18 protein-coding genes and 3 pseudogenes are annotated in these 23,041 nt (G+C 38.1%); 8 read left to right on the forward strand and 13 right to left on the reverse strand.

Features of this window, described 5'->3' with window-relative positions; all coding sequences use genetic code 11:
- Positions 1-168: 168 nt before the first annotated feature.
- Both murP and murQ read right to left on the reverse strand, forming a co-directional pair.
- The gene (murP, locus tag AC2IP4_RS07890; protein WP_375322264.1) at positions 169-1,623 is read right to left on the reverse strand and encodes a PTS N-acetylmuramic acid transporter subunit IIBC; all 1,455 of its coding nucleotides are present in this window, start codon (positions 1,621-1,623) and stop codon (positions 169-171) included.
- A gap of 53 nt (positions 1,624-1,676) precedes the next feature.
- Positions 1,677-2,579, reverse strand: coding sequence for an N-acetylmuramic acid 6-phosphate etherase (murQ, locus tag AC2IP4_RS07895; RefSeq protein WP_375322787.1), 903 nt, complete (start codon positions 2,577-2,579; stop codon positions 1,677-1,679).
- A 261-nt stretch (positions 2,580-2,840) separates the two neighbouring features.
- On the opposite strand from murQ, the gene AC2IP4_RS07900 reads away from it, so the two are divergent.
- A complete protein-coding gene (locus AC2IP4_RS07900; RefSeq protein ID WP_375322263.1) occupies positions 2,841-3,692 on the forward strand; it encodes an SIS domain-containing protein in 852 nt (283 codons plus the stop codon).
- Positions 3,693-3,897: 205 nt separating this feature from the next.
- Positions 3,898-4,881, forward strand: coding sequence for an HAD family hydrolase (locus AC2IP4_RS07905; RefSeq protein WP_375322262.1), 984 nt, complete (start codon positions 3,898-3,900; stop codon positions 4,879-4,881).
- A gap of 265 nt (positions 4,882-5,146) precedes the next feature.
- On the opposite strand, the gene AC2IP4_RS07910 is transcribed toward AC2IP4_RS07905, so the two are convergent.
- From AC2IP4_RS07910 to AC2IP4_RS07920, 3 genes and pseudogenes are all read right to left on the reverse strand, one after another.
- Complete coding sequence (locus AC2IP4_RS07910) at positions 5,147-6,046, reverse strand: DnaJ C-terminal domain-containing protein (protein ID WP_375322261.1); 900 nt, start codon at positions 6,044-6,046, stop codon at positions 5,147-5,149.
- Between the two features lie 131 nt (positions 6,047-6,177).
- Positions 6,178-6,403 (reverse strand): annotated as a pseudogene (locus AC2IP4_RS07915) (ABC transporter ATP-binding protein); the annotation flags it as partial.
- Between the two features lie 82 nt (positions 6,404-6,485).
- Positions 6,486-7,262, reverse strand: coding sequence for an outer membrane lipoprotein-sorting protein (locus tag AC2IP4_RS07920; protein WP_486310165.1), 777 nt, complete (start codon positions 7,260-7,262; stop codon positions 6,486-6,488).
- A gap of 497 nt (positions 7,263-7,759) precedes the next feature.
- Between AC2IP4_RS07920 and AC2IP4_RS07925 the strand changes: the two genes are divergently transcribed.
- The 5 genes from AC2IP4_RS07925 to AC2IP4_RS07945 all read left to right on the forward strand — a co-directional run bounded on the left by AC2IP4_RS07925 (position 7,760) and on the right by AC2IP4_RS07945 (position 11,545).
- A complete protein-coding gene (locus AC2IP4_RS07925) occupies positions 7,760-8,104 on the forward strand; it encodes a YajD family HNH nuclease (protein WP_105054534.1) in 345 nt (114 codons plus the stop codon).
- An 82-nt stretch (positions 8,105-8,186) separates the two neighbouring features.
- Positions 8,187-9,104 (forward strand): 1-aminocyclopropane-1-carboxylate deaminase/D-cysteine desulfhydrase, encoded by a 918-nt coding sequence (locus AC2IP4_RS07930; RefSeq protein ID WP_375322257.1) that lies wholly within the window; start codon positions 8,187-8,189, stop codon positions 9,102-9,104.
- Positions 9,105-9,144: 40 nt separating this feature from the next.
- On the forward strand, positions 9,145-9,996 hold the full coding sequence (gene bla, locus AC2IP4_RS07935; RefSeq protein WP_486310166.1) for a class A beta-lactamase: 852 nt from the start codon (positions 9,145-9,147) through the stop codon (positions 9,994-9,996).
- A 50-nt stretch (positions 9,997-10,046) separates the two neighbouring features.
- The gene (locus AC2IP4_RS07940) at positions 10,047-10,544 is read left to right on the forward strand and encodes a peptidylprolyl isomerase (RefSeq protein ID WP_105054531.1); all 498 of its coding nucleotides are present in this window, start codon (positions 10,047-10,049) and stop codon (positions 10,542-10,544) included.
- A gap of 92 nt (positions 10,545-10,636) precedes the next feature.
- Positions 10,637-11,545 carry a glucosaminidase domain-containing protein gene (locus AC2IP4_RS07945; protein ID WP_375322255.1) on the forward strand — a complete coding sequence of 303 codons (909 nt, stop codon included), beginning with the start codon at positions 10,637-10,639 and terminating at the stop codon, positions 11,543-11,545.
- 70 nt (positions 11,546-11,615) lie between these two features.
- Here AC2IP4_RS07945 and AC2IP4_RS07950 read toward each other — a convergent pair whose 3' ends face one another.
- Complete coding sequence (locus AC2IP4_RS07950; RefSeq protein WP_375322254.1) at positions 11,616-12,821, reverse strand: NupC/NupG family nucleoside CNT transporter; 1,206 nt, start codon at positions 12,819-12,821, stop codon at positions 11,616-11,618.
- 285 nt (positions 12,822-13,106) lie between these two features.
- Entirely contained in the window at positions 13,107-14,042 is a 936-nt protein-coding gene (locus AC2IP4_RS07955) for a LysR family transcriptional regulator (RefSeq protein WP_375322253.1), read from the reverse strand.
- Positions 14,043-14,246: 204 nt separating this feature from the next.
- Between AC2IP4_RS07955 and AC2IP4_RS07960 the strand changes: the two genes are divergently transcribed.
- Positions 14,247-15,110 carry a LysR family transcriptional regulator gene (locus tag AC2IP4_RS07960; RefSeq protein WP_375322252.1) on the forward strand — a complete coding sequence of 288 codons (864 nt, stop codon included), beginning with the start codon at positions 14,247-14,249 and terminating at the stop codon, positions 15,108-15,110.
- Between the two features lie 83 nt (positions 15,111-15,193).
- Here AC2IP4_RS07960 and AC2IP4_RS07965 read toward each other — a convergent pair whose 3' ends face one another.
- From AC2IP4_RS07965 to AC2IP4_RS07990, 6 genes and pseudogenes are all read right to left on the reverse strand, one after another.
- Positions 15,194-15,895: a class I SAM-dependent DNA methyltransferase gene (locus AC2IP4_RS07965; RefSeq protein WP_486310167.1), complete on the reverse strand. Its 702-nt coding sequence runs from the start codon at positions 15,893-15,895 to the stop codon at positions 15,194-15,196.
- Positions 15,896-15,944: 49 nt separating this feature from the next.
- A complete protein-coding gene (locus tag AC2IP4_RS07970) occupies positions 15,945-17,138 on the reverse strand; it encodes an ISL3 family transposase (RefSeq protein WP_486310168.1) in 1,194 nt (397 codons plus the stop codon).
- A 160-nt stretch (positions 17,139-17,298) separates the two neighbouring features.
- The gene (locus AC2IP4_RS07975; protein WP_486310169.1) at positions 17,299-18,399 is read right to left on the reverse strand and encodes a transporter substrate-binding domain-containing protein; all 1,101 of its coding nucleotides are present in this window, start codon (positions 18,397-18,399) and stop codon (positions 17,299-17,301) included.
- A 184-nt stretch (positions 18,400-18,583) separates the two neighbouring features.
- Positions 18,584-20,473 (reverse strand): annotated as a pseudogene (locus AC2IP4_RS07980) (TRAP transporter permease).
- A gap of 83 nt (positions 20,474-20,556) precedes the next feature.
- Positions 20,557-21,054: pseudogene (locus AC2IP4_RS07985) on the reverse strand (TAXI family TRAP transporter solute-binding subunit); the annotation flags it as partial.
- Positions 21,055-21,254: 200 nt separating this feature from the next.
- On the reverse strand, positions 21,255-23,024 hold the full coding sequence (locus AC2IP4_RS07990) for a phosphoethanolamine transferase (RefSeq protein ID WP_486307187.1): 1,770 nt from the start codon (positions 23,022-23,024) through the stop codon (positions 21,255-21,257).
- Positions 23,025-23,041 lie beyond the last annotated feature (17 nt).

Raw genomic sequence — 23,041 nt, forward strand, 5'->3', positions numbered from 1 at the left:
TAAAAAAGCCAATAATTTCTCATTGGCTTTTCATCTTTAATACATTGTCTTGTCCTAAATGTGTTTACACATTTAGGACAAGACAAAAAAAGACCTCTCTGTGGTACCAGAAAGATCTTTACGTACTTATAGGGGAAAGTACTTATTTAATGAATTAACTTAATAAGCTTAGCTCAAATCTACGTTTTTGGTACCAAAGAACCACGTTGCGATGAAACCAACCGCATAAGAAATCACAAGACCAGCAGCAAATACCATCATACCGGCAAAAATACCTGCACTTGATGTCATTAGAGGTAAAGCTACAATACCAGATGGACCAAATACCGTATTCAAACCAACTGGTAATCCCATGTAAGATACTAATCCAATAAAGAAACCACCTGCTGAGCCACCAATACATGCCGTAATAAATGGCTTAACTCTTGGTAATGTCACACCATAAATTAATGGTTCACCTATACCTAAGAAGCCGGGAATAATCGCGCCTTTAACTTGAGTACGCAATAACGCATCTTTACCCGCTTTAGCATAAAGAGCCAATGATGCTCCAACTTGACCAGCACCTGCCATTGCTAGGATTGGGAACAATGAGTTAAACCCTTGTGCATCCATTAAAGCAAAATACACAGGAACAAAACCTTGGTGAATACCAAACATTACCGAGATTAAAAACAGACCCGCTAAAATTGCACTACCAAATGGATTACCATTCAAGTTAATGAATAACCAAGACATGCCTTGGAATAACACTCCGCCTAGTGGCATGATAACCACAAAGGTAACTGCACCCATGATAAGTAAGGTCACTACCGAGGTTAAAATCATATCTAGGTTATCAGGCATGTATTGACGCACTTTACGCTCGACACCTGCACCAATAATCGCAGCGATTAACACCCCGATAATATTACCTCTTGGATCAATACCATGGCCAAAGAAATCCGTCATACCAGAATAAATGCCAGTCGTGGCTTCTGGGTTATAACCCAATACAAACAATGACGCTAAAATCGCCCCGTTCACACCAGAACCACCAAAAGCTTGCTGTGCATTGTAACCAATCAAGATACTAAGAAAGCTAAATAAGCCTTTACTAAACACTTTCATGTAGAGGATCAAATCAACCAAATTAGCATTTGGTGACTCATTACCCATTACATACACTTGATCTAACAGTGTCGCAAAACCTAACAACAGACCAGCAGCAATGAAACCCGGAATTAACGGGGTAAAAATGGTCGCGAACTTACTTAAAAATCGCTGAGTCGCACTGGTTTGTTTCTTTTTCATCTTCTGTTTATGTTCAGAAGCTACATCTTTTAAGTTTTTATTTTCAGCTGTAATAGGCGCTGAAGTTTCTTCATCCCCTTCCATCATCTCGTTCATCATTTCAGCGGCAGTTTGTGCTTTACCTGGACCTAAAACAATTTGAAATTGATCGTCACTTTCAACTAAACCCATTACGCCTGAAATACGTTTGATAGTATCTCGATTGGCAAGACTGTCATCATGTAGCGTTAAGCGTAGACGTGTCATACAGTTTCCGCATTTGATGACATTATTTTTGCCACCGATTGCATTTAAGATCTCTTGTATCATTGATGTTGTTATCTTGGCCATGCCATTTTCCTTTCTAGATGCTGCGGCAGACCACGAAGATCTGCCCAGTCTGATTAGCTGTTAGCGAGAGCGTCGCGAATAAATCCATTATGTTGCGCTAGTTTTTCTGTCGCGCTTTTTGCGTCTAGTCCTGACAACACCATAAGAATTGCGGTTTTACAGTGATTATTACATTGAGATAACGCAGTAGAGGCTTCTTCTTCTGCACAGCCCGTCGCTTCAATTACAATATTTTTTTGTCTTTGTACTAATTTTGCATTAGTTGCTTCTACATCAACCATTAAGTTGCCAAATACTTTACCTGTACGGATCATTGCGCCTGTTGTTAGCATATTTAGAACTAGCTTTTGTGCTGTTCCTGCCTTCATACGAGATGACCCTGTCACCACTTCAGGGCCAACCACTGGGGTCATGTTAATATCGGCAAGCTCTGTCATTGGGCTATTTGGATTACAGCTTAATGTAGCAACTGTCGCCCCAACTGATTTCGCGTATTCCATTGCACCAAGAACGTAAGGTGTACGACCACTCGCTGCGATACCTACTAATACGTCTTTCTCATTAAGGCCTAGGTCTTGTAAATCTGAAGCACCGAGTTCACGGTTATCTTCTGCATTTTCTACTGCCTTTAAAATGGCTTTGTGACCGCCAGCAATTAAGCCAACAACCAAATCAGGATTAGAACCATAAGTTGGAGGACATTCACTCGCATCTAAAATACCTAAACGGCCTGATGTACCAGCACCGGTATAGATTAAGCGCCCACCCGATTGAAATGCGATTGCAATGGCATCGACTACTTCTGCTATTTGAGGAAGAATAGCTTCAACAGCTAAAGCGACTTTTTGATCTTCTTTATTAATCACTGTCAGCATATCAACCGTTGATAGCACATCGATTGTCTCACTGGCTTGATTACGACTTTCTGTTACTAATGTAGTTAAGTCAATTTTCATTATTAGGTTCTCTTCAAACGTTAAATTCTCAATTCCAATGGTTGCCATCATAAAGAATAAAAAATTCCATTTAGTGACCAAAATCACAACAAAAGTTATTCTAAACTTCCAGAATAGGTGGAATAAATAAAATTAACAATAAGAAGAACTCGACACCAAAAACAAAATAACTATTTTAACTTCAATAAATTAAGATAGATTAACTCATAAAGAATAATAACAATTAATTTGGAATAATTAATTCAAAAAAAGATAGGTACTATGAGTATTTTAGAAAAGATACAAAACCAAAGAAGCAGCTTATCTGCTAATGGAATAAAGATTTTGGATTTTATTCTTGATGAACCCGCCGAAATTAGCTCATATTCAAGCCAAGCGCTTGCCGCTAAAGTCGGTGTATCTCAATCAAGTATTGTAAAACTGACACAGCGACTTGGATTCAAAGGGTTTACTGCTTTTAAATTGGCGATTATTGAAGACATAGGACGAAAACACGCAATACTAGAACCTGAGCGTCCTATTCATAACAAAATAAATAGTGATGACTCTTCTCTAACAATCGCACAAAAGCTAGTACAAGAAAAAAACCACGCGCTTATTGCAACAACCAATGCTATTGATTTCTCAGAGTTTGAAACCATCACCACCCTGCTTAATCAAGCACAACGAATTCAAATAGTTGGTATTGGAGGCTCAGCATTAACCGCTAAAGATCTCGCCTTTAAACTGTTAAAAATAGGCATGACAGCCTTAGCTGAGCAAGATAGCCATGTCCAAATTGCAACCGCCAATGCCTTAACCAAAAATGACGTTCAAATTGTCATTTCGTATTCTGGCAGTCGAAAGGAAATCTTAATGGCTACACAAACAGCCCTAGATAAAGGAGCAACAGTGATTGCGTTAACCAGTACAAAGAGAAGCCCTTTACGTAAACTCGCTAATTTCTGTATTGATACCATTGCAGATGAAAGGCAATTCCGCAGTTCATCAATATCGTCAAGAACCGCTCAGAATGTTATTACCGATTTATTGTTTATGACGTTACTGCAAATAAAAAGCGATACAGCAAAACTATTGATTGATGAAATATCATCAACCATGGATAGAATTTAAGAAGTCCGTGTAAAGCAGAGAGCATGAATGGCTACGAGAGAAACAAAGGTCAGTGTGATCGTAATAGCATTTATAACCTTTAATTATGATATTTATTGCTAATCTTCATAACGGCTTTATAGCCAGTCTATAGTTATATTGGAAATAGACCAATATAGCTTTGCGCTTAGCCTTAAATATATACAAACTTTAGGTAAATAATTATATGAATAAGAAAAAAATCTGTGCCCTAACAGTCTTATCAAGCCTATCCTTTTCAGCGATGGCTTTGGATTGCGATCAAAATTTACTGCCTTCATGGAAAGATGGTACCAGCAAAACAGCAATTGTGAACTATGTTAAACAATCAACCAACACCTCACAAAAAACCTTTATTCCAAAGCAAGATCGCATTGCTGTATTCGATAATGACGGAACATTATGGTCAGAACAGCCTTACTACTTTCAAGTCGCCTTTGCGTTAGACCAAGTAAAAAGCATGGCAAAAGAACATCCAGAATGGAAAACACAAGAACCATTTAAGTCTGTTTTAAATAACGACATTAAAGGTGTGTTTGCAGGAGGAGAAAAAGCGCTACTAGACATCGTAATGGCAACTCACAGTGGTATGACGATTGAAGAATACGAACAGACAGTGACTCAATGGTTAAAAGTGGCAAAAGACCCACATTTCGACACAGCGTATACTGAGCTAACGTATAAGCCAATGCGCGAGATGATCACGTATCTACAAGATAATGGATTTAAAACTTATATCGTTTCAGGCGGTGGCGTTGACTTTATGCGTGCATGGGCACCAGAAGTCTATGGTATTCCTGAAGAGCAAATCATCGGCAGCGCATTGAAATACAAATACGATTACAATAATGGTAATCCAACAGTAACGAAACAAGGTGAGATCCTAACTATCGATGACAAAGCAGGTAAAGTGGAAAATATTCAGCACATCATCGGTAAGAAGCCAGTATTAGCTATTGGTAACTCTGATGGTGATCAGGCTATGATGCAATGGGCAACAAGTCAGCCGAATTCAATGGCAATGATAGTCCATCACACTGACAAAGATCGTGAGTGGAAATACGATCGTAAATCAAATTTTGGTCATTTAGATAAAGCAATGGATGAAGCGAATCAACGCGATAATTGGCACCTAATCGACATGAAAAGTGAATGGTGCACTGTTTATTAGCATCAACCTCCATTTCCCCTCCTTGCTCTATTCAGTGAAGGGGAAGCGACCGTTTAAAATTAAATATATTCATCTGACATAAATTTTGATCGCCAACATCAATACAAAGTTATTCTAACTGGAAAATAGAGTAATTTACCTAAAGGTTTAGGCAACATGTTTTCATATTCTTGAGTATAATTTAGAACCATAAAAAAGGCACGAACGCTGTGAATAATTTATTCATCGTTCATGCCTCCTATTAGAATATATTGACTTAGTAAGCTTACGCTAACTCTTTAAACTCCATCAATAATTCTTTCTGTTTTTCACTCAGATTTGTCGGTGTAGCCACGATAATCTCAACCATTAAGTCTCCGGTCATTCCTTTACGACTTTTCACGCCTTTTTCTTTCATTCGGAATTTACGACCACTTTGAGTTCCTGCTGGAACTTTAAGTTTAAAACGACTTTCTAGTGTCTGGATCTCGACTTCACCACCCAATGCTGCGGTAACAAAATCAGTCGTTACGGGACAAATTAAATCATTACCATCACGTTTTAAATGCGTATGTGGACGAGTATTAATTTGAATAAGTAAATCACCCGCAGGACCACCAAAGGCTCCAGCTTCACCTTTACCAACAAAACGAATCTTTTCACCATCTTCAATACCAGCAGGTACTTTAACATTGATTTTCTTATTTACGCCATTAATCGGTAACTCGATGATTTGCTCACAACCATTAATCGCTTCAGCAAACTCAACGGTTAAATTGAATTGACGATCTTGTCCTTTTTTAGGACGAGGTTGACGCTGTTGAGAGAACATGTCCTCAAATCCGCCACCGAAACCACTACGGCTACGACCGCCGCCGCCAAATGCACCACCAAAAATATCTTCAAAACCGCCGTAACCCTGACTTTGACCACCAAAGCCGCCGCCGCCCATACCACCATTTTTAAATGCAGCATGACCGTAATCATCATACTGGCCGCGCTTATCTGCATCGGTTAGGATTTCATACGCTTCTTTAATTTCTTTAAATTTGTCTGCTGCTTGAGCATCACCCTGATTCTTATCTGGGTGGTATTTCATCGCAAGACGTTTATATGCTTTTTTGATCTCTTTTTCTGTGCTGCTTTTTGGCACACCAAGGACATCATAATAATCACGTTTAGACATGACTTAACCTCGTCAATGAATAGAAACAGGCGTAAGAGAGGGCTCAAACGCCTGTTATTGAATAAATCTAATCAGTGAAGTTTATGTCCTATCAGATTAAGGTCAAGATCTATCTCACATAAAGCGGTAACTTATTGTGCTTTATCTTCTTTTAACTGCCGATCTTCAAACACAATAATACGCTTGGCTCGATTAAATACCCGTGAATCATGAGTTGAAAAAATGAAAGTCGTCCCCTCTTCTTGATTTAATGCCTCCATTATATCAAGCAGTTCTGAGGTACTTTTTACATCAAGGTTGAGTAGGTTCATCCGCCATAATAAAACGTGGTTGTGGGGCTAATGCTAAGGCAGACGCCGTTAATAAAGTACGTCTTTTTTGTCGTCATAGGTTTCGCCAGGCTAATTGAGTAAGCATGTTTACTGCCTAATCATTATTATTAATTACGCAATGATTTCATCTGCGCCTGAGAAAAGAACTCATCATTTATCAAGAAATTAAAATGGGCTTTATGTGTGATCACTTCTGTTTTATTACCCGGTTTATCGGCTGGAACCATTTCCATTCGAGTTGCAACCATTCTTCCACTGAAGTTCTGCACATCATAGGTCGTCATAGTATGAACTAACTCATTAAACTCATCATAAGATTCAACTTTGCGCTGTAAAAATGTCTTTTTTGAAATCCACAAGCGTACTTTACTCCATACAACAGGAGCACCTGGTTTAGCAATGGCGTCGATCACCCATGTTTTATCTCCATCTATCACGTCTTCTTTAATTATTTTATGATCATAATCCACCACGATGGAAGATTGGTTAATCAAATCATCATTAGTGAAATCCGAACCCATCCATGATTGCCCGAGCATTGAAGGCGCTATTTTGATCACTCGTTCAATATTCGGGAGCCAACCCCACATCTCTTTATCACGCTTTAATGAAGCACTTCCTCGTTCTTCTACTGGCCCTGTAATTAACACTAAAGAAAGGTTTTGTTCTTTCGTCCAACTTTTCATGCTCATGCTACGAGTCCAGTCAGGACGAATGATGTTCATGGTCAGCTCGGTATAGCTCGAATCGCCACGCATTTGTTGATCTGACTTTTTCACTATTGCATTTGCAGTTAATGAACCGGCGGCAAAAACGTGCCCAACAACGCCGAAAAATGCAAAAAATAGTGCGATCTTAATAATAAGTTTGATTTTCTTTTTCATAATACACCCAACCATGATGTTTGATTTATGAACATATTTTAATGGATTTATTGTGATTAAATCGTGACCTCTAAGACGAAAAATGGCAAATCTCTGTCAAGGTAATGTCAAGTTCTAGCCATAGTATGAATAATACGTTCAACCAAAATAGTTAACGCTTTAGGCTGAAATTTACGCTCTTTATGATATCGGGATCAATGTCAGCAATAAGAATGGGAGGAGTAAGTATAGAATGGGTATCTGCTTGGTTATACCGAGACAAAAACACCCAAACTGTCACGGAATCATAGTTATTTATAAATTAAAACAACAACATAAATCAGAAATAATTCATCAATCTAAATACATTCCTTACTTTAAAAAATGACTATATTGTGACTCAAAACAATACCGTTATTGGTATTTATATGTTTATATATACGCAAAGCTAATATGCTAAGTCGTTATTTTTAAAGAAAAACCTTTAAAATTAAAAGGTTAGAAAGGAAATGAATATTATGTCATCTGATTTTTATGGCTCTAGTGCCGCCTATGCCCGTCAAGAAAGTGGTTACCGCGAAAAAGCATTAAAATTGTACCCTTGGGTCTGTGGTAATTGTGCGCGTGAATTTGTGTACTCAAATCTACGTGAATTAACGGTTCACCATAAAGATCATGACCACACAAACAACCCTAATGATGGTAGCAACTGGGAGCTTTTGTGTCTTTTCTGTCATGATCATGAGCATTCAAAATACACAGAGCATGACCAGTTTGGCTCTGAAATTAAAGCAGGTGAAGATGATCACCAAGGTGCAACTCACAACCCGTTTGCTGCTTTAAAATCGATGATGAAAAAGTAATTATCATTACAGCAAAGATGGCCTTTCCACTCACGGTAAGGTCATTATTCTCTTCTTACCCCATAAACATTCAAACCTCATCATGAAAATCCAAAACAGCCCAGTAACTCAGCATCAATTTAATGGTGTCGATTTCTATTTAAAACGCGATGACCAGCTCCACCCTCAATTTTCTGGCAACAAAGCTCGTAAGTTTATGGGATTGTTAGATGGTGATTTTCCTGCGATTACCACGATTATTGGTTATGGCTCACCGCAGGCAAACTCTCTTTACTCGTTAGCATCACTGGCACAATTAAAAGACTGGCAATTAGATTTTTATGTCGACCATATCCCGTCCTTTTTACAAGAAAATCCAAAAGGAAACTATCGCGCTGCATTAGATCTTGGGGCTAATATTATTGCCTTGAATGACACTGAAAATGCCAAACTAGATAACGGTAGCACGCTAGGCAGCTTGGATTACATTCAACAAGTTAGGCAACCAAAAAAACATGAGTTATTTATGCCTGAAGGTGGACGCTGTGGTTTAGCTGAAAGTGGCGTAAAGCAACTGGCCATTGAGCTTATTGAATGGAAGAAAGAACAAAAGCTCTCCTCTCTGACCGTGGCTTTGCCTTCTGGTACAGGAACAACCGCACTGTTTCTTCATAAACACTTAAAAGACGACGATATCAAGGTGATTACCTGTGCATGTGTTGGCGGTAATTCTTATCTTACTGAACAATTTTTAGAACTTGGGGAAACGGATCATCCTGAGATTTTAACTCCAACGAAAAAGCACCATTTTGGTAAGTTATATCGCCATGATTACGAAATTTGGCAACAACTTCAAGCGCAAACGGATGTTGAGTTTGAACTTCTATACGATCCTTTAATGTGGCGTTGCTTAGTCGATTGGATGCCAAACAATACAGATCAGACGCTAGTTTATATCCACCAAGGTGGGTTGTTAGGTAATGAAAGTATGTTACCTCGCTACCAACGAAAATTTGATTAATCCATAATCGCATACAAAAAAAACTTCTTTAGGGCTTATAATGAAACGTATCACTTTTCTTTTTTGTTTAACTTTGATTTCTCATATTGCACAAGCAACATCACTAACCAAATCAATTGAAGCGATTGAGCTTGCTAGTTCTGGTCAGGTTGGGGTTTCAGTTCTTGATACATCAAACAATCAATCATGGAGCTATAAAGGCGACCAACGCTTTCCGATGATGAGTACCTTTAAAACTCTTGCTTGTGCTCAAATGCTTTATAACTCAAGCAATAACCTCTTGGATAAAGATTCGCTAACAAGGATCACCAAAAAATCCATTATTCCATGGTCTCCTATCACTGAAAAATTAATCGGTGAAACCATTAGCACTGAAAGCGCATGCCAAGCCACCATGCTAATGAGTGACAATACCGCTGCAAATATTGTACTAACAAAGATTGGCAGCCCTACCTCTCTCACGCTTTTCTTACGTTTAATTGGAGACAACATCACTCGATTGGACCGTATTGAACCTGCATTAAATGAAGCTCAAAAGGGAGATGTTAGAGATACGACTACTCCGAATGCGATGACAAATACCCTTAATGAACTGTTATTTGGTCAAACACTTAATACCAAAGACAAACGCACGCTAAAGGCCTGGATGGTCGATAACAAGGTATCTGATCCGCTATTACGTTCTATTTTACCTGCTAAGTGGTCAATTGCTGATCGCTCTGGCGCAGGTGGATTTGGATCCCGCGGGATCACGGCCATTGTTTGGAATAACAAACGCGCACCTATCATTATCTCTATTTACTTGACTCAAACGAATTTAGATATGGCTTCACGCAATCAAATTATTGTGGAAGTAGGCAATGCGATATTCAAAGAGTTCAACATAAACTAAGAAACTACGTATAATCTTTCTCAATAAACTTTTAAATAGACATTAACTATATGATCATTTTAACCACCAATTTTGGCGACATTCACATTGAGCTTAACAAAGAAAAAGCACCTGTAAGCTCAAAAAACTTCTTAAAATACTGCCAAGATGGTTTTTACGAAGGTACTATTTTTCACCGTGTTATTAAAGGGTTCATGATCCAAGGCGGTGGTTTTACTGCTGACATGCAAGAAAAAGAGATGCGTGCTCCGATTGTTAATGAAGCGAACCGTGGTTTGAAAAACTTAAACGGTACTATCGCTATGGCGCGTACTGATGCACCCCACTCTGCAACCAGTGAGTTCTTCATTAATATCGCTAACAATACTTTTCTTGATCATACTGCAACCACGAATGCTGGTTGGGGTTATGCGGTATTTGGTGAAGTAACTATTGGTATGGATGTAGTTAAGAAAATTGCAAAAATTAAAACTAAATCTATCGGTGAATTTGACGATGTTCCAAAAGAGAGTATTGTGATCGAGAAAGTGACTATTGTAGAAGAATAACAGAGCGACTGTTAACTCCACATAAACACTAAAAACGGTGCTGAATATAGCGCCGTTTTCGAGCCTATTAATATTAAAATGGAACTCCATTTATGTCTTTATCTAAAAAGTTAAAACATATCTCTACCTCTTTACTTCTCATCGCATCTTCTAGCACTCTTGCGGATACTCAACTGCCTATTTCACCAGAGAAGACCCACAATCCCTACCCTGAAGTAAAAGTCACCACGCTTAACTCAGCTCAATCACTTATCAAGCAATTTGAACTGCATCAATATCAATTAGCTAACGTTAGCAGTACAGATAAAATCCCGCCGTTCTTTGTTGAGAATCTTCCTAGTGATTTAAATTCGTTACCTGTTCAAGAGAAAATCTCAGGGTTTATTCGTTTATTACTGCCTACCATTATTGAGGTGAATAAACGAATAAGTGCGGTTAGAAATGACGTAATTACGCTATCGAAGCAGCCTAAAAGTGAATGGTCGAAAGAAGGAACGGTGTGGTTAAATGATTTAATGACGTCTTATGATATTAAATCAAACAACATTGATGACCTACTTTTACGTCTTGATATTATTCCTGTTGGTATGGTTCTAGCCCAAGGAATTGATGAAAGTGGCTGGGGAACCAGTTATTTCGCAGTTAAAGGGAATGGATTATATGGAGAGCATTTATCTTCTAAAGGCGGTAAGTATTTAAGTACCCCTGGTGGGCATGTAAAAGTTGCTGCATTTGATAACCTGTTCGCAGGAACTGCTCGTTATATGTATAACTTAAATACGACATCGGCTTATAAAGATCTTTGGGTTTTACGTAAAAAACTAAGTCGTGAAGGTAAATTATCAGGGTATGAGTTAGTCGAGGCTTTATCTCACTACTCTACTCGTGGTGACGCTTATGTTGAGAATTTACAATCTCTAATTAAGCATCATAAATTAGATAGTTTTGATCAGGTTACATTTGATAGCTCAACGCCGATTCGAGTGAGATTTGAGGACTAGGATCTAGAAAAAATAAAGGTTGCGACTTTTTGATCGCAACCTTTTCTTTATTTGAAATTGAGCAATTAACTTAAAGTGACAAAATCACACCGGCAATCGCGGCACTCATCAAGTTTGCTAATACGCCTGCAGTAATCGCTCTGAACCCCATTTTAGCAATGAATGGACGACGCTCAGGAACAAGACTTCCTAAACCACCAATCAAGATCGCCATGGTTGAGATATTGGCAAAACCACACAAAGCAAAGGTAACAATCGCAACAGAGTGTGGGCTTAATTGATCTTTAACTTCCATCAATTGAATAAAGGCGACAAACTCATTTACTACGATCTTATTACCAATCAGTGAACCCGCAAGAATCGCTTCATTCCATGGAACACCTAATAAGAATGCAACTGGTGCAAATAGGTAACCAAGGATCAACTCAAAGCTTAGTTTTAAGCCAAAGAAATCACCGACATGGCCAAGCAAACCATTTAATAAGGCAATGACACTCACGAACGCCAATAACGTCGTACCTACTGCTACTGCAATACGTAAACCAGACATTGCACCATCCGCTAATGCTTCAAATACGTTTGTCGCGTGGTCAATCTCAACAGAGGTAATTTCATCATCATTATTGGCTTCATCACCTGGTGGAACCATCATCTTCGCCATTAATAGGCCAGCAGGTGCTGACATGAATGCCGCAGAAATAAGGAAGTTAAGATCCACACCTAGAGATGCGTAACCGACCATAGTACCGCCAGCCACTGACGCTAAACCACAAGTCATGACAGCAAAGAACTGTGAATCACTCATGTGCTTTAAATAAGGTTTTACAACAAGAGGGGCTTCTACCATGCTCACAAAGATGTTTGCCGTCGCTGCAAGTGATTCTGCGCGCCCAGTGCCTAATAATCGTTGTAATCCACCACCAATAAAATTGATGACTCTAGGCATGATACCCAAATGATAAAGTGCAGAGATAAGCGCAGAGAAGAAGATAATGATACCAAGAACATTAACGGCAAATACAAAGCCCACTTTACCTGTTGCTAAGCCACCGAACAGAAACGCGATTCCTTGTTGGCCATAATCAATCACGCCTGAAACGCCAGCAGTTACTGAATTTAAAACTTCTTTACCTGCTGGAACGTAAAGTACCAGTAGAGCAAATAGAATTTGTAAGCCAAACGCCAAAGAGACAGTTCTTAAAGGGATATTACGGCGATCAGTCGAACATAAGTAAGCAAATAGTAAAATGGCAAAAATACCAAGTAGCGATGTCATGATAGAAACCTGTGCTATCGAAAATGAGCCTGCATTCTAATGCGCAAAGGTTTGCGTGCAAGTCGAGGTTGCTAACGCCCTGTTAATGAGATTTAGATCACATTTTGTAGACCCTCTTAACTTATTGATTTATAAAATAAGAGCTGTATTTGGAAAGGGTATTGTTGCTGTATGGAAAATATATTTTTTTCAAGGCTGATAATGAATTTAAGTCATTGATTAAAAAGGCATCATTGCGCTGTATTTAATTTAATCAATGCCAATATCGACCATATAATACTTTGATTATAACTTAACCCATTTCATTAACGCTTTATCCCAATATGGCTGTTGACCAATATGCTGACGTAAGAAATCAATGGCCGCACTTATCTTTCTTGGCAAATGTTTACGACTTGGGTAAACCGCATAAATTGGCATTTTTTGACTCGCTTTCCAGTCAGGTAAGAGCTGAATCAATTTGCCATCATTAAATTCATTTGTTAATAAATAACTGGCTAAATAGGCGACGCCCCACCCTGAAATAGCCGCGTCCCTTACCGCTTCTGCTAAGTCAACACGATAGTTCCCAGAAACTTTGACACACAACTCTTCATTGCCTTTGCTGAAATCCCAATTACTGTAATCACGGTGACGACTTTGATAAGTTAAACAGTTATGTTTAATAAGATCTTGCGGATGATGAGGAACTTCCCTATTTATTAAATAATCAGGAGAAGCCGCTAGCACAAAATGCGAATCAGCTAAACGTTGAGCAACATACCCCTCAGGTAAATCTTCAAAGTTTGTCACCCATAAATCCAACCCCTCTTTAAGCATATCTGCTCGGTGATCAAACAAGCGAACTTCCACTTGTAATTCAGGATATTGCTGACGTAATTTATCAATCGCAGGGATAATATGCATGGTGCCAAAAGACTGCGATAGCCCTAGTCGCAAAATACCCGCAACACCGTCACGTTCATTATCCATAATGGCACTGGCTTCGCTCATCGCACTGTACATTTTTTCGCAGTACAGATAAAACTGTTGCCCTGCATCCGTAAGAATAAGTGAACGTGTCGTTCTTTGAACTAATTTTACATTCAAATTCGACTCTAGCACCCCCAGTTGTTTACTGACATGAGAGGTAGACACACCCATTTGTTTTGCTGCAGCAGTAAAACTACCTGCTTTTGCTAAGGCGTAAAATATCACCATTTGACTGGCACGATCATGCATCTCTCTTGTCCTTTATTTCAAAGGGAATATGGGCGGCGGATAATAACACTTACCTCCTCAATTAAAAGAAATGAACCGAACTTTTTTCTCGAGAAACTGAATGAGTCATAAAGACAACCTATTTATGTACTAAAATTAAGTTTCACTATTCTCATTCAAAATTTTGATATATTGTAATAAATTAGTATCTAATAGATGGATCTTATGTTTAATCTTCAGCAACTTAAAACGCTTATTGAATGTGTTGAATCTGGTTCTTTTTCTGCTGCGGCACGAAAATTGGGGAAAGCACAATCAGCTATTAGTACTGCTATTGCTAACTTAGAGATAGACACCGGAGTGGAGATCTTTGACCGTTCGACCCGAATACCTACACTGACACCTCACGGTAAGCGTTTATATATCGAATCCATCCATTTATTATCCCAAGCGAAAGACATTGAGACCATGCTCAACTCTTTTAGTCTCGGAATAGAAGATACATTAACCATCGTTATAAATGAGTTATTATTGACTCCGACGTTTTTCAAAGTAATAAACGAATTTTATCAGCAATTTCCACATACTGAGTTGAATATTAATACCGCAGAGAATCAAGAAATATCGGAATTAGTAGCACAAGGAAAAGCCTCTATTGGGTTTATGCTGTGTAATGATGCTCTTCCTAAAAAAGTCGAGCTTGGTTTAGTAGGGTACTTACCTATTTCGATTGTAGCCAATAAAGATCACCCTCTACACTCACAAGAGTCAATTCACCTCAATGAATTAAAGCGATACCATCAAATATTATTGACTAATATGCATAGCCCTTGGAATGTTCATTTCTCATCTTCCATAACTAAAACGAACAATGTAAATGCTCTGCAATCATTATTAACGGTTGATGATTGTTGGGGGTTTGTTCCTGACCATCTAACAAATAAGAATCAAGCATTAAAGATACTCGATGTAGACTCAGAAGAGAAAAATTGGCTCTTACATATAGACCGTGTCGTGATAAAAAATCACAATCTTGGCCAAGCTCATTCATGGTTATATCAACACTCTGTAGAAATGTTTGAACTATAAAGTACAGGTAATCATTCGATGCTACTAAATATTCATCTTCACATAATTAATAGCATTGAATTACTTGTATTAAACCTCAATAACTAACCTAACTTTTGGCATTTAATAAATATAAAATTTGGATTCTTAGATAAGTATTCGTATTTTTCTTCAGAAATCGCTTTTACTTTTTCAGACACTTTACCTTCTGATAAATGGGTTACAACAAGGCCACTGTCCATAATAACTTGCATCAATTCAGTTAAAGATCGACGGTAAAACTGAACCTCAACTGGCTCACCTATCGTATCCCACACTTCGCTCACTAATTCTCTTTCAAAATAGTTACCAGATATTGATGATTCAAAATCAACAAAAGGATGATGAGTTGAAAAAACAAAACTACCGCCGTGTTTCAACACACGAGTAATATCTATAAATAAAGGCAAAAGTTCATCAATATAATGAACCATTAAAGGTGCTATCACCAAATCAGCACTCTCAGTTTCTTCTTTAATAAGGCCCAAAGACGCATCTTGATCATAAGCCGTAATTCGTTCACCAAATTTACGTTTTACCATTGCGACCATGTCTTTAGAGTAATCAATGCATGTTAACTTGCTCGCACCTTGATTAATCAAATACTCAACATAAACCCCGGTTCCACAGCCTAGATCAATAATATCTAACCCACTAACATCACCAAGAATGGTTTGTAAAGATGATCTCTCTAAGTGTGCATTGTAGATATTATCTTGCACTGCTGAATCGTATTTTTCAGCAAACGTGGTGTACATTTTAGACATCGTATTATCCCATCAAATGTAATTAATAACAGGGGGGCTAATTTAAGGTTCATCGCGGCTTTCCGGGGAAAGCCGCTTTTATCTTCATAAAGAAATAGTCTGTATCTCTGTAGCCATACCCCATTCTTTTGATCAGCTTAATTTTGTTATTTATTCCTTCCAGTGTACATGTATTTAATCGGTATAAAGCCGAACTAACAATTCCGTGAAGGTATGGTTTTAACTTTCGTGCAAAACTGATTAATGGTTGGATCCCACTCTCATTTACCTGTTGCCACCATACATCCCATAGTTCTATTGCCTGCGTTTCTGAATCACAATACCAGAGCTCTTTTAATTGCTCTCCTAGCAAATGAGTCACCATTAAATCGTGGTTTACCGAAAGTATTTCATCTAGATAACTCTGTTGATTTGCGTCTAGGTTGTCTCTATTTTTCAAAAGGATCCAGCGTGAACGCTTAATCCAACGACGAGCTTTTTTGTCTTCTTTGAGTTGATTCGCTTGATCTACCCTAACTCTATCCATTACCTCTCGTCCATATTTGGCTACCACATGAAAAAGATCGTATACAATACGCGCATTAGGGCAATGAGCTTTCACTTCGAGATCGAAAGCTGTATTCATATCCATAGCTACTGCTTCGATATTTTCGGCATGCTCACCAAGCTCTTCAAAGAAAGGCCTGATATCAGTTCGGCTTCTACCTAAACCAATCCAAAGCACTTGATGTGTCTGCGCATCGGCAATCACTGTTGCATATCGATGTCCTTTAAATATGGCAAACTCATCCATCACTAGTTGACGTAATTTATCCCATGGTATGTCAGGGATAACTCGTTTAAGTCGTTGTTTATCAATGTTCTTTATCGTGTGCCAATGTACTCCAGTCAGTTCTGAAATATGTTTAATCGGCAGCAAAGGCAGCAGTTGTTCAATATATTCTATCAATCGATTAGTCAGGCGTGAGTATGGTTTAAGCCAAGATATTGCTTCCGTTTTTGTACCACATAGCGAACATGTAATGCGCCTAGTCTGAATCAAAAGTTCAACTGGAGTTCCTAATATCATAGCGTCTTTAATAGTTCGCCACTGAGTATCGTGAGTAAATTCAGAGAGTCGCCCGCAAGAGCAGAATGCTGGGGAATCAGGCTTTAAGGTTATAGAGATTAATGAATCAGTTTTATGAGATTTTACGATCTGAAAACCTTTACAGAATGATGATAAAAAAGTATTATTTGGCATGAAAACGGCAGTTTATGAAAAGTTGTGTTTGGCGATGTAACTTTACCACTAACTGCCGTTTTTGTTTTCAATTCCCGCTAATCTGCGATGAACCTAATTTAAGAGGGCTAATCATACGATACAAAATACAAACTCGATATCTTTTCGCCATCAATTACGGTTACTTTTCTGTAAAATATTCCAATAATATCTGATGCCACTCTGTCGTTTCTCTAATTTGCAATAATGCTCGATTGATGTCTTCTTCATACTCACTATTTTCGATTAATACCAAACCATAATTCTGTTTTTCAAGTTGGTATGGCAGTACCACTAAATCAGAAAAATTGTCTTTCCCCTTTCCTTTTTTTATCATATATCGAAGTACCGCATCATCAGCAACAATGGCATCTACCTCATCATTTTCTAACGCTAATAACAACTCATCCATTGTTTGATAATTTTCATGAGCAATACTGTGATCAGCCAACAATAGGGATGCTGTCGTCGCTTGTTTTGCGCCTGTTCTTAACTTGGATAAATCATTTACATTTTTCACATCAAACCGTAACTGCTCTAATGTAAGTGAACTGGTTAAAATAGCCGTAATACTGGCAATAAAAACGGTAGAAAACATAGCAATGAGTACCGTCATCACTCGTGCTGATAAGGTTTTAAACTCGAAATAATTAAAAGGCCCTTTGGTGATAAATAAGACGCCAAGAATAAAGGCTTCAGCTATACGCCCTCTCTTAGTCGGCATTGAATATAACTTATCGTTATTTTTCCGTTCTAACAGATAGAAAAAACCACCTACACTAATCGCGACAGCAAAGAAAATCCCAATAGCTTTCCATAAGGTTTTATTGGTAATAATACTGATAAAAGTATCTAGGTAACTGCGGCTTTTTACTGCCATCGCAAGGTGTGTTTCATAAAATGAATGAGAGAAATCGACATGCTCTTCACGATCTGGCGTGATCGAAATACAAGAAACACCTACATCAATATCACCTTTTTCTGACGCTAGTAATAAATCGTCTAATTCGTAATTTTGTAATGTATAAGTCACGCCCATTATTTCTGCAATTCGTTCCCATAACATCATACTAAGACCGTCGAACTCTTGGCCTTTGGTGTGGAAAATAAAGGGGGGGCAATGATAGGTTCCGACTTTAAGTTCGGTATTCGCTCTACTTTTCTCTATCCCTACAAACATAGCTGCCACAAAGATAACCATTGAAATAATATAATGACGGAAAACCCTTTTCTCATCATACATAGCACTCTCCCACCTATATGTCGAAAATACCCTATTGAATTGATTCTCTTATTAAAAGGTAGCAGTTGAATGATGATTCTTCGAATTATAAGACTTAATATTCGTGAATAAATACTAAAAATCCTCTTTGATTCTCATTACCAAAGAGGATTTTAATTAAGGTGAGTTGTTTAACGATAAAAAACTAACTCTGACTGATCTGCCCTCTACCCTTCCACTGAACCAAAATTAAACCAAGCATGATTACAATACCTAAGAAACCGACGCCAAAAGGGTTCAACATAATTAGTGGTATAGTAAAAAATGCCAATAGCCTTTCTATCCCAGTTAATGAGCGTAATAAATACCCTTCAATAGCCATAATAATAGTTAACGTCTGAATGATTGAAAACGTTAAATCAACGACTCCAGCATCTGAATTAACAAGATCGGTATACGCCATCATAATTGGAATAATGAATAAACCACCGGCCAATTTAAATGCCTCAACAGAGGATTTCATTGGATTTGCGTTCGCAACACCTGCACCAGCAAAAGCTGCTAATGCAATTGGAGGGGTTACGTTTGAGGTTTGCGATAACCAAAAAACGATGAGGTGTGCTGTTAATAATGGTAAACCAAAATCACTTAACATTGGCACTGCCATTACTGCTAATACAATATATGCAGCAGTAACAGGAAGCCCCATACCTAACACTAAAGCCACAAGGCTTATTAAACCCAAAGCAATTAGCATGTAGCCACCAGAGAAATCCATCACAAATTGAGTGAACTGTAAGCCTATCCCCGTTTGTCCAACCACACCAACTATAATACCCGCAGCACCACACGCAGCTGAAATTGGTAATGCCATTAAGGCACCATTTTTCATGCCTTCAATGAATTTTTTCAAGCCAATTCGGCTATGTTTTCGCAGCGCTGCCGTCACTAAAATCGCAGCACAACCTGCAACACCCACTAATAATGGAGAATATGCCATCATTATAAAGTCGTGATTAGCGCTAGTGGAATTAAGTGATGCGCGCCATCTTTCATCACACTAATAACGGCTTCTGTTCGACTTACCGCTTTAAGATCAAGCTTACACGCCATTAAATGCACATATAACAAGGTACAGAAGAAATACAAAATCGCAGGCGCGATAGAAGCAAGCATGATCTCACTGTAAGGCACACCGGTAAACTGTGCCATTACAAACGCACCCGCCCCCATAATTGGTGGCATAATTTGCCCACCCGTTGAGGCCGCCGCTTCAATTCCTGCCGCTTGTTCTGGAGTTTTTTCATCATAGGAATGGTGATTGAGCCTGTAGTTACGGTGTTTGCTATTGCTGAACCAGAAATAGAGCCTAGCCCTGCCGAGGCCAATACGGCAGCTTTAGCAGGACCACCACGATATTTACCTGCAATAGAGAACGCCAAATCAATAAAGAATTTACCCGCCCCTGTGACTTCTAAAAATGCGCCGAATAAAACAAAAATAAATACTGTTGTTGCCGCGATACCTAAGGCTGAACCAAATACACCATTGGCAGAAAAGATCTGAAATTGAATCAGCTCTTGCAGAGAGTATGACTTAATTGCAAAGCCACTCGGTAATAAATCACCAATGCACTGTAGGATAGGAATAGTACCGCGATAAGGACCATTACCCAACCGACCGTTCTACGGCACCCCTCCATTAATAGTAAAAGTAATGAGCAACCTGCGATCATATCGGGTAACTGTAAGCCATAAAATAGATGATTTATGTCGTTATAATCAAATATCGATATGCGATAAGCTGCAAAAACAATCAAACCACATAACGCGAGATCAATGACTCGTCCAGCAAGATAAAATGAACTCTTTCGATTTGTAATTAATGGGTAATGTAAAAAGATAAGAATAAGTGCCCAACATAGGTGAATTGGTCGAAAATACGTTGCCGAGATAGTCGAACTTACTCCCTGCCAAATTTGAAAAACAGACAACGTAACAGCAATACCTAAAATAAGATACCCAAATAGATTTACTGTTCTTCCGTGAGGTAAATGCTCTACATCAGGTTGGTTTTTATCGGTCATAATATCCATATTAATGCCTTTGGATAAAGTCAGAAAAGAAGAAAAGGTAAGCGAGACACTTACCCTTTCGTTTTACGTGTATTTGGTACTTATTATTTCATTATTGAATCAAGATATTTTTGAGCACCAGGATGAAGAGGAACACCTTGCAGGCGGTCTGCATTTTTTGGTGTTGTCATCTCAGCCATTTTTACTACTTTACGAATATCACCCATATTTTCATACGCGGCTTTCGTTAAGTTATACGCCATGTCATCGCTCATTTTTGCATTTACCACTAATACGCTCCAAACGCTTAATGTCGATACTTCACCAACGTTGTTGTATACGTCCGCAGGAATATCATAACTGCTGTATGCTGGGTATTTTTTCATAAACATTGCACTTTCTTCTGGTGTAATTGAAAGCACTTTAATTTTATGTGTTAGCGCGATTTGTGTAACCGCCCCTACTCCTTGTCCACCAACAATAAAGCCTGCATCAATTTGACCATTAGCCAATGCGTTCGTGGTTTCAGAATAGTTTAAGTACACCGCATCAATGTCTTTTTTTACATCAATACCTAATGATTCAAGCAATAATACCGTACTCGTCATGACAAAAAAGTCCAACTGCTTAGATCCCGAAATGTGATATAAGTGTTAAAAATGTCAAATAAGAAACGGCTGTCTCCACAAAGTTGAATTGGTAACAATACTAATAAATAAATCAAGGTAGCTGTGGTTGTGGTATTCACTGCTATTTACAGGTATTTTTATCTCTATAGAAGATAGAGGTAGACTTACCTCCGTTATTTCTTTTGACCCGGCAACCGAGAAATAAGCACTTTATTATGCAATGTTGCCGCTATCTCTTTCGGTAAATAATACTGCTCTGAGCTCACATCAAACTCAGGTTGATACACATTATTTTCAATACCAATAAGCCCAATCATCGTGTCGAATATTAGGTCATTAGTAAATATTTTATGCCTATTCCTCATTAACTGCTCACGTATTTTATTGTTTACCCCTTTTCCGGTCCAAATTAAAAAAGGAATTTCACTCATTGCCTCTGTAAATTGTTTTGCATCGTGCCCTAGTCCATTAATCACATCCTCACCGTGATCAGAAAAATAGGTCAAGCTTGCAAAGCCCTTTTCTTCTTTAACTAAATTAAAAATTTTATTTAAGAAGTTATCTGTACTTTTTACTGTCTGGTCATAACAACGTAAATCTTTATCTGAAGTCATATAAAAGTCGTTCTCTGGTAACTCAATATTCTCGCCTTTCACTCGGTCACAATAGCTAATATGACTCCCCATCATGTGTAAAACTATAAAATGGTTTTTTGTCTTATCTATCGTTGCAAGATACTGAGATAACTCACCAATTAAGGCTTTATCCAACTTATTAGTCCTATCCGATTTCCCAACGTTATTATTAATAAAGCGAACATAAGAGCTTTCATAAGCTAAGGCCGATACTAAATTGTCCCACTCACTTGCGGATACTTGATTGCTAAGCCATGCAGTTTGAAACTTAGCCTGATTAAGCAATGATATTAAGGATACGCTCTCATAATACGGAAGGTCGTTATATTGATTACTTTGAGTTAAGGCGAGAGACAAAGATTCCATCGTGTGCGTATGATTAGAGTAAGCATTGGTAAATAGAATTTTATCACTCGCATCGATCCACGGCGTTGTCCTGACATGATAGCCGTAACTGGATAAATGAGATTTAGCTAAAGACTCCCCAATCACCATAATATGCAACTTCCCTTCTGAGGTTGCCACTGCAGAATATTGGTGATTAAGCAATTGCCGTTCTGAGATAACCTTTTGGAGTTGGCTTAATTCATACTGATACTCTTTTACGTAGCCATACGCACGCTTCACACCTCCAAACGATGATTCATTTTGAGATGAAATGCCTAAAAATAGAAAAGAAATAACAAGAAGAACATAGGGAATCTGTGATGAACGGTACGACCTAGATGCCACTTTCAAATAAAAAAAGAACCCGCCAATAAACAATGAGACATAACCTATTAACTGCCAATTCCAGAGAACATCTAAAAAATATTCTAATGACTCATTTGGGTTCGTTTGCATAAGAGCAAAAATAAAGCCTTTATCAAGATCCCCATAAGTTTTATAAGTAAAAAACAAACCAAAAGTCACTAACCAAAAAGCCCCTACTAGAACATAGAATCCCCATCGAATAACCTTTGTTCTCTCTACTTTTTTTAGTTCAAGTAGGCTAATTAACGTAATGAGCCAAAAACATGAAAGTACTGTAAAGGTTGTTAATTCAGTTTCTGCATCAAAAAAACGTTGATACGAATAGAGTCCAACCGTAAATATTAATAAATTAAAAATGACTACCCTTTTTACTACTACCGATTTTTGAGTAAAAAAGAATAATGGCCACAACATTGAAATGAAAAGTATAGACAATGAATTTACTATCGGATTAGAAGATAATCCACGTAACCAAAGGGAAAGGTTAATACAAAAGAGTAAAACAAAAATAAAAGGAGAAATATATCGCTGAAAACGTTTATACGTATTAGTCATCCAGACTCCTTGTCTAT

The organism is Aliivibrio thorii (genome assembly GCF_057368585.1).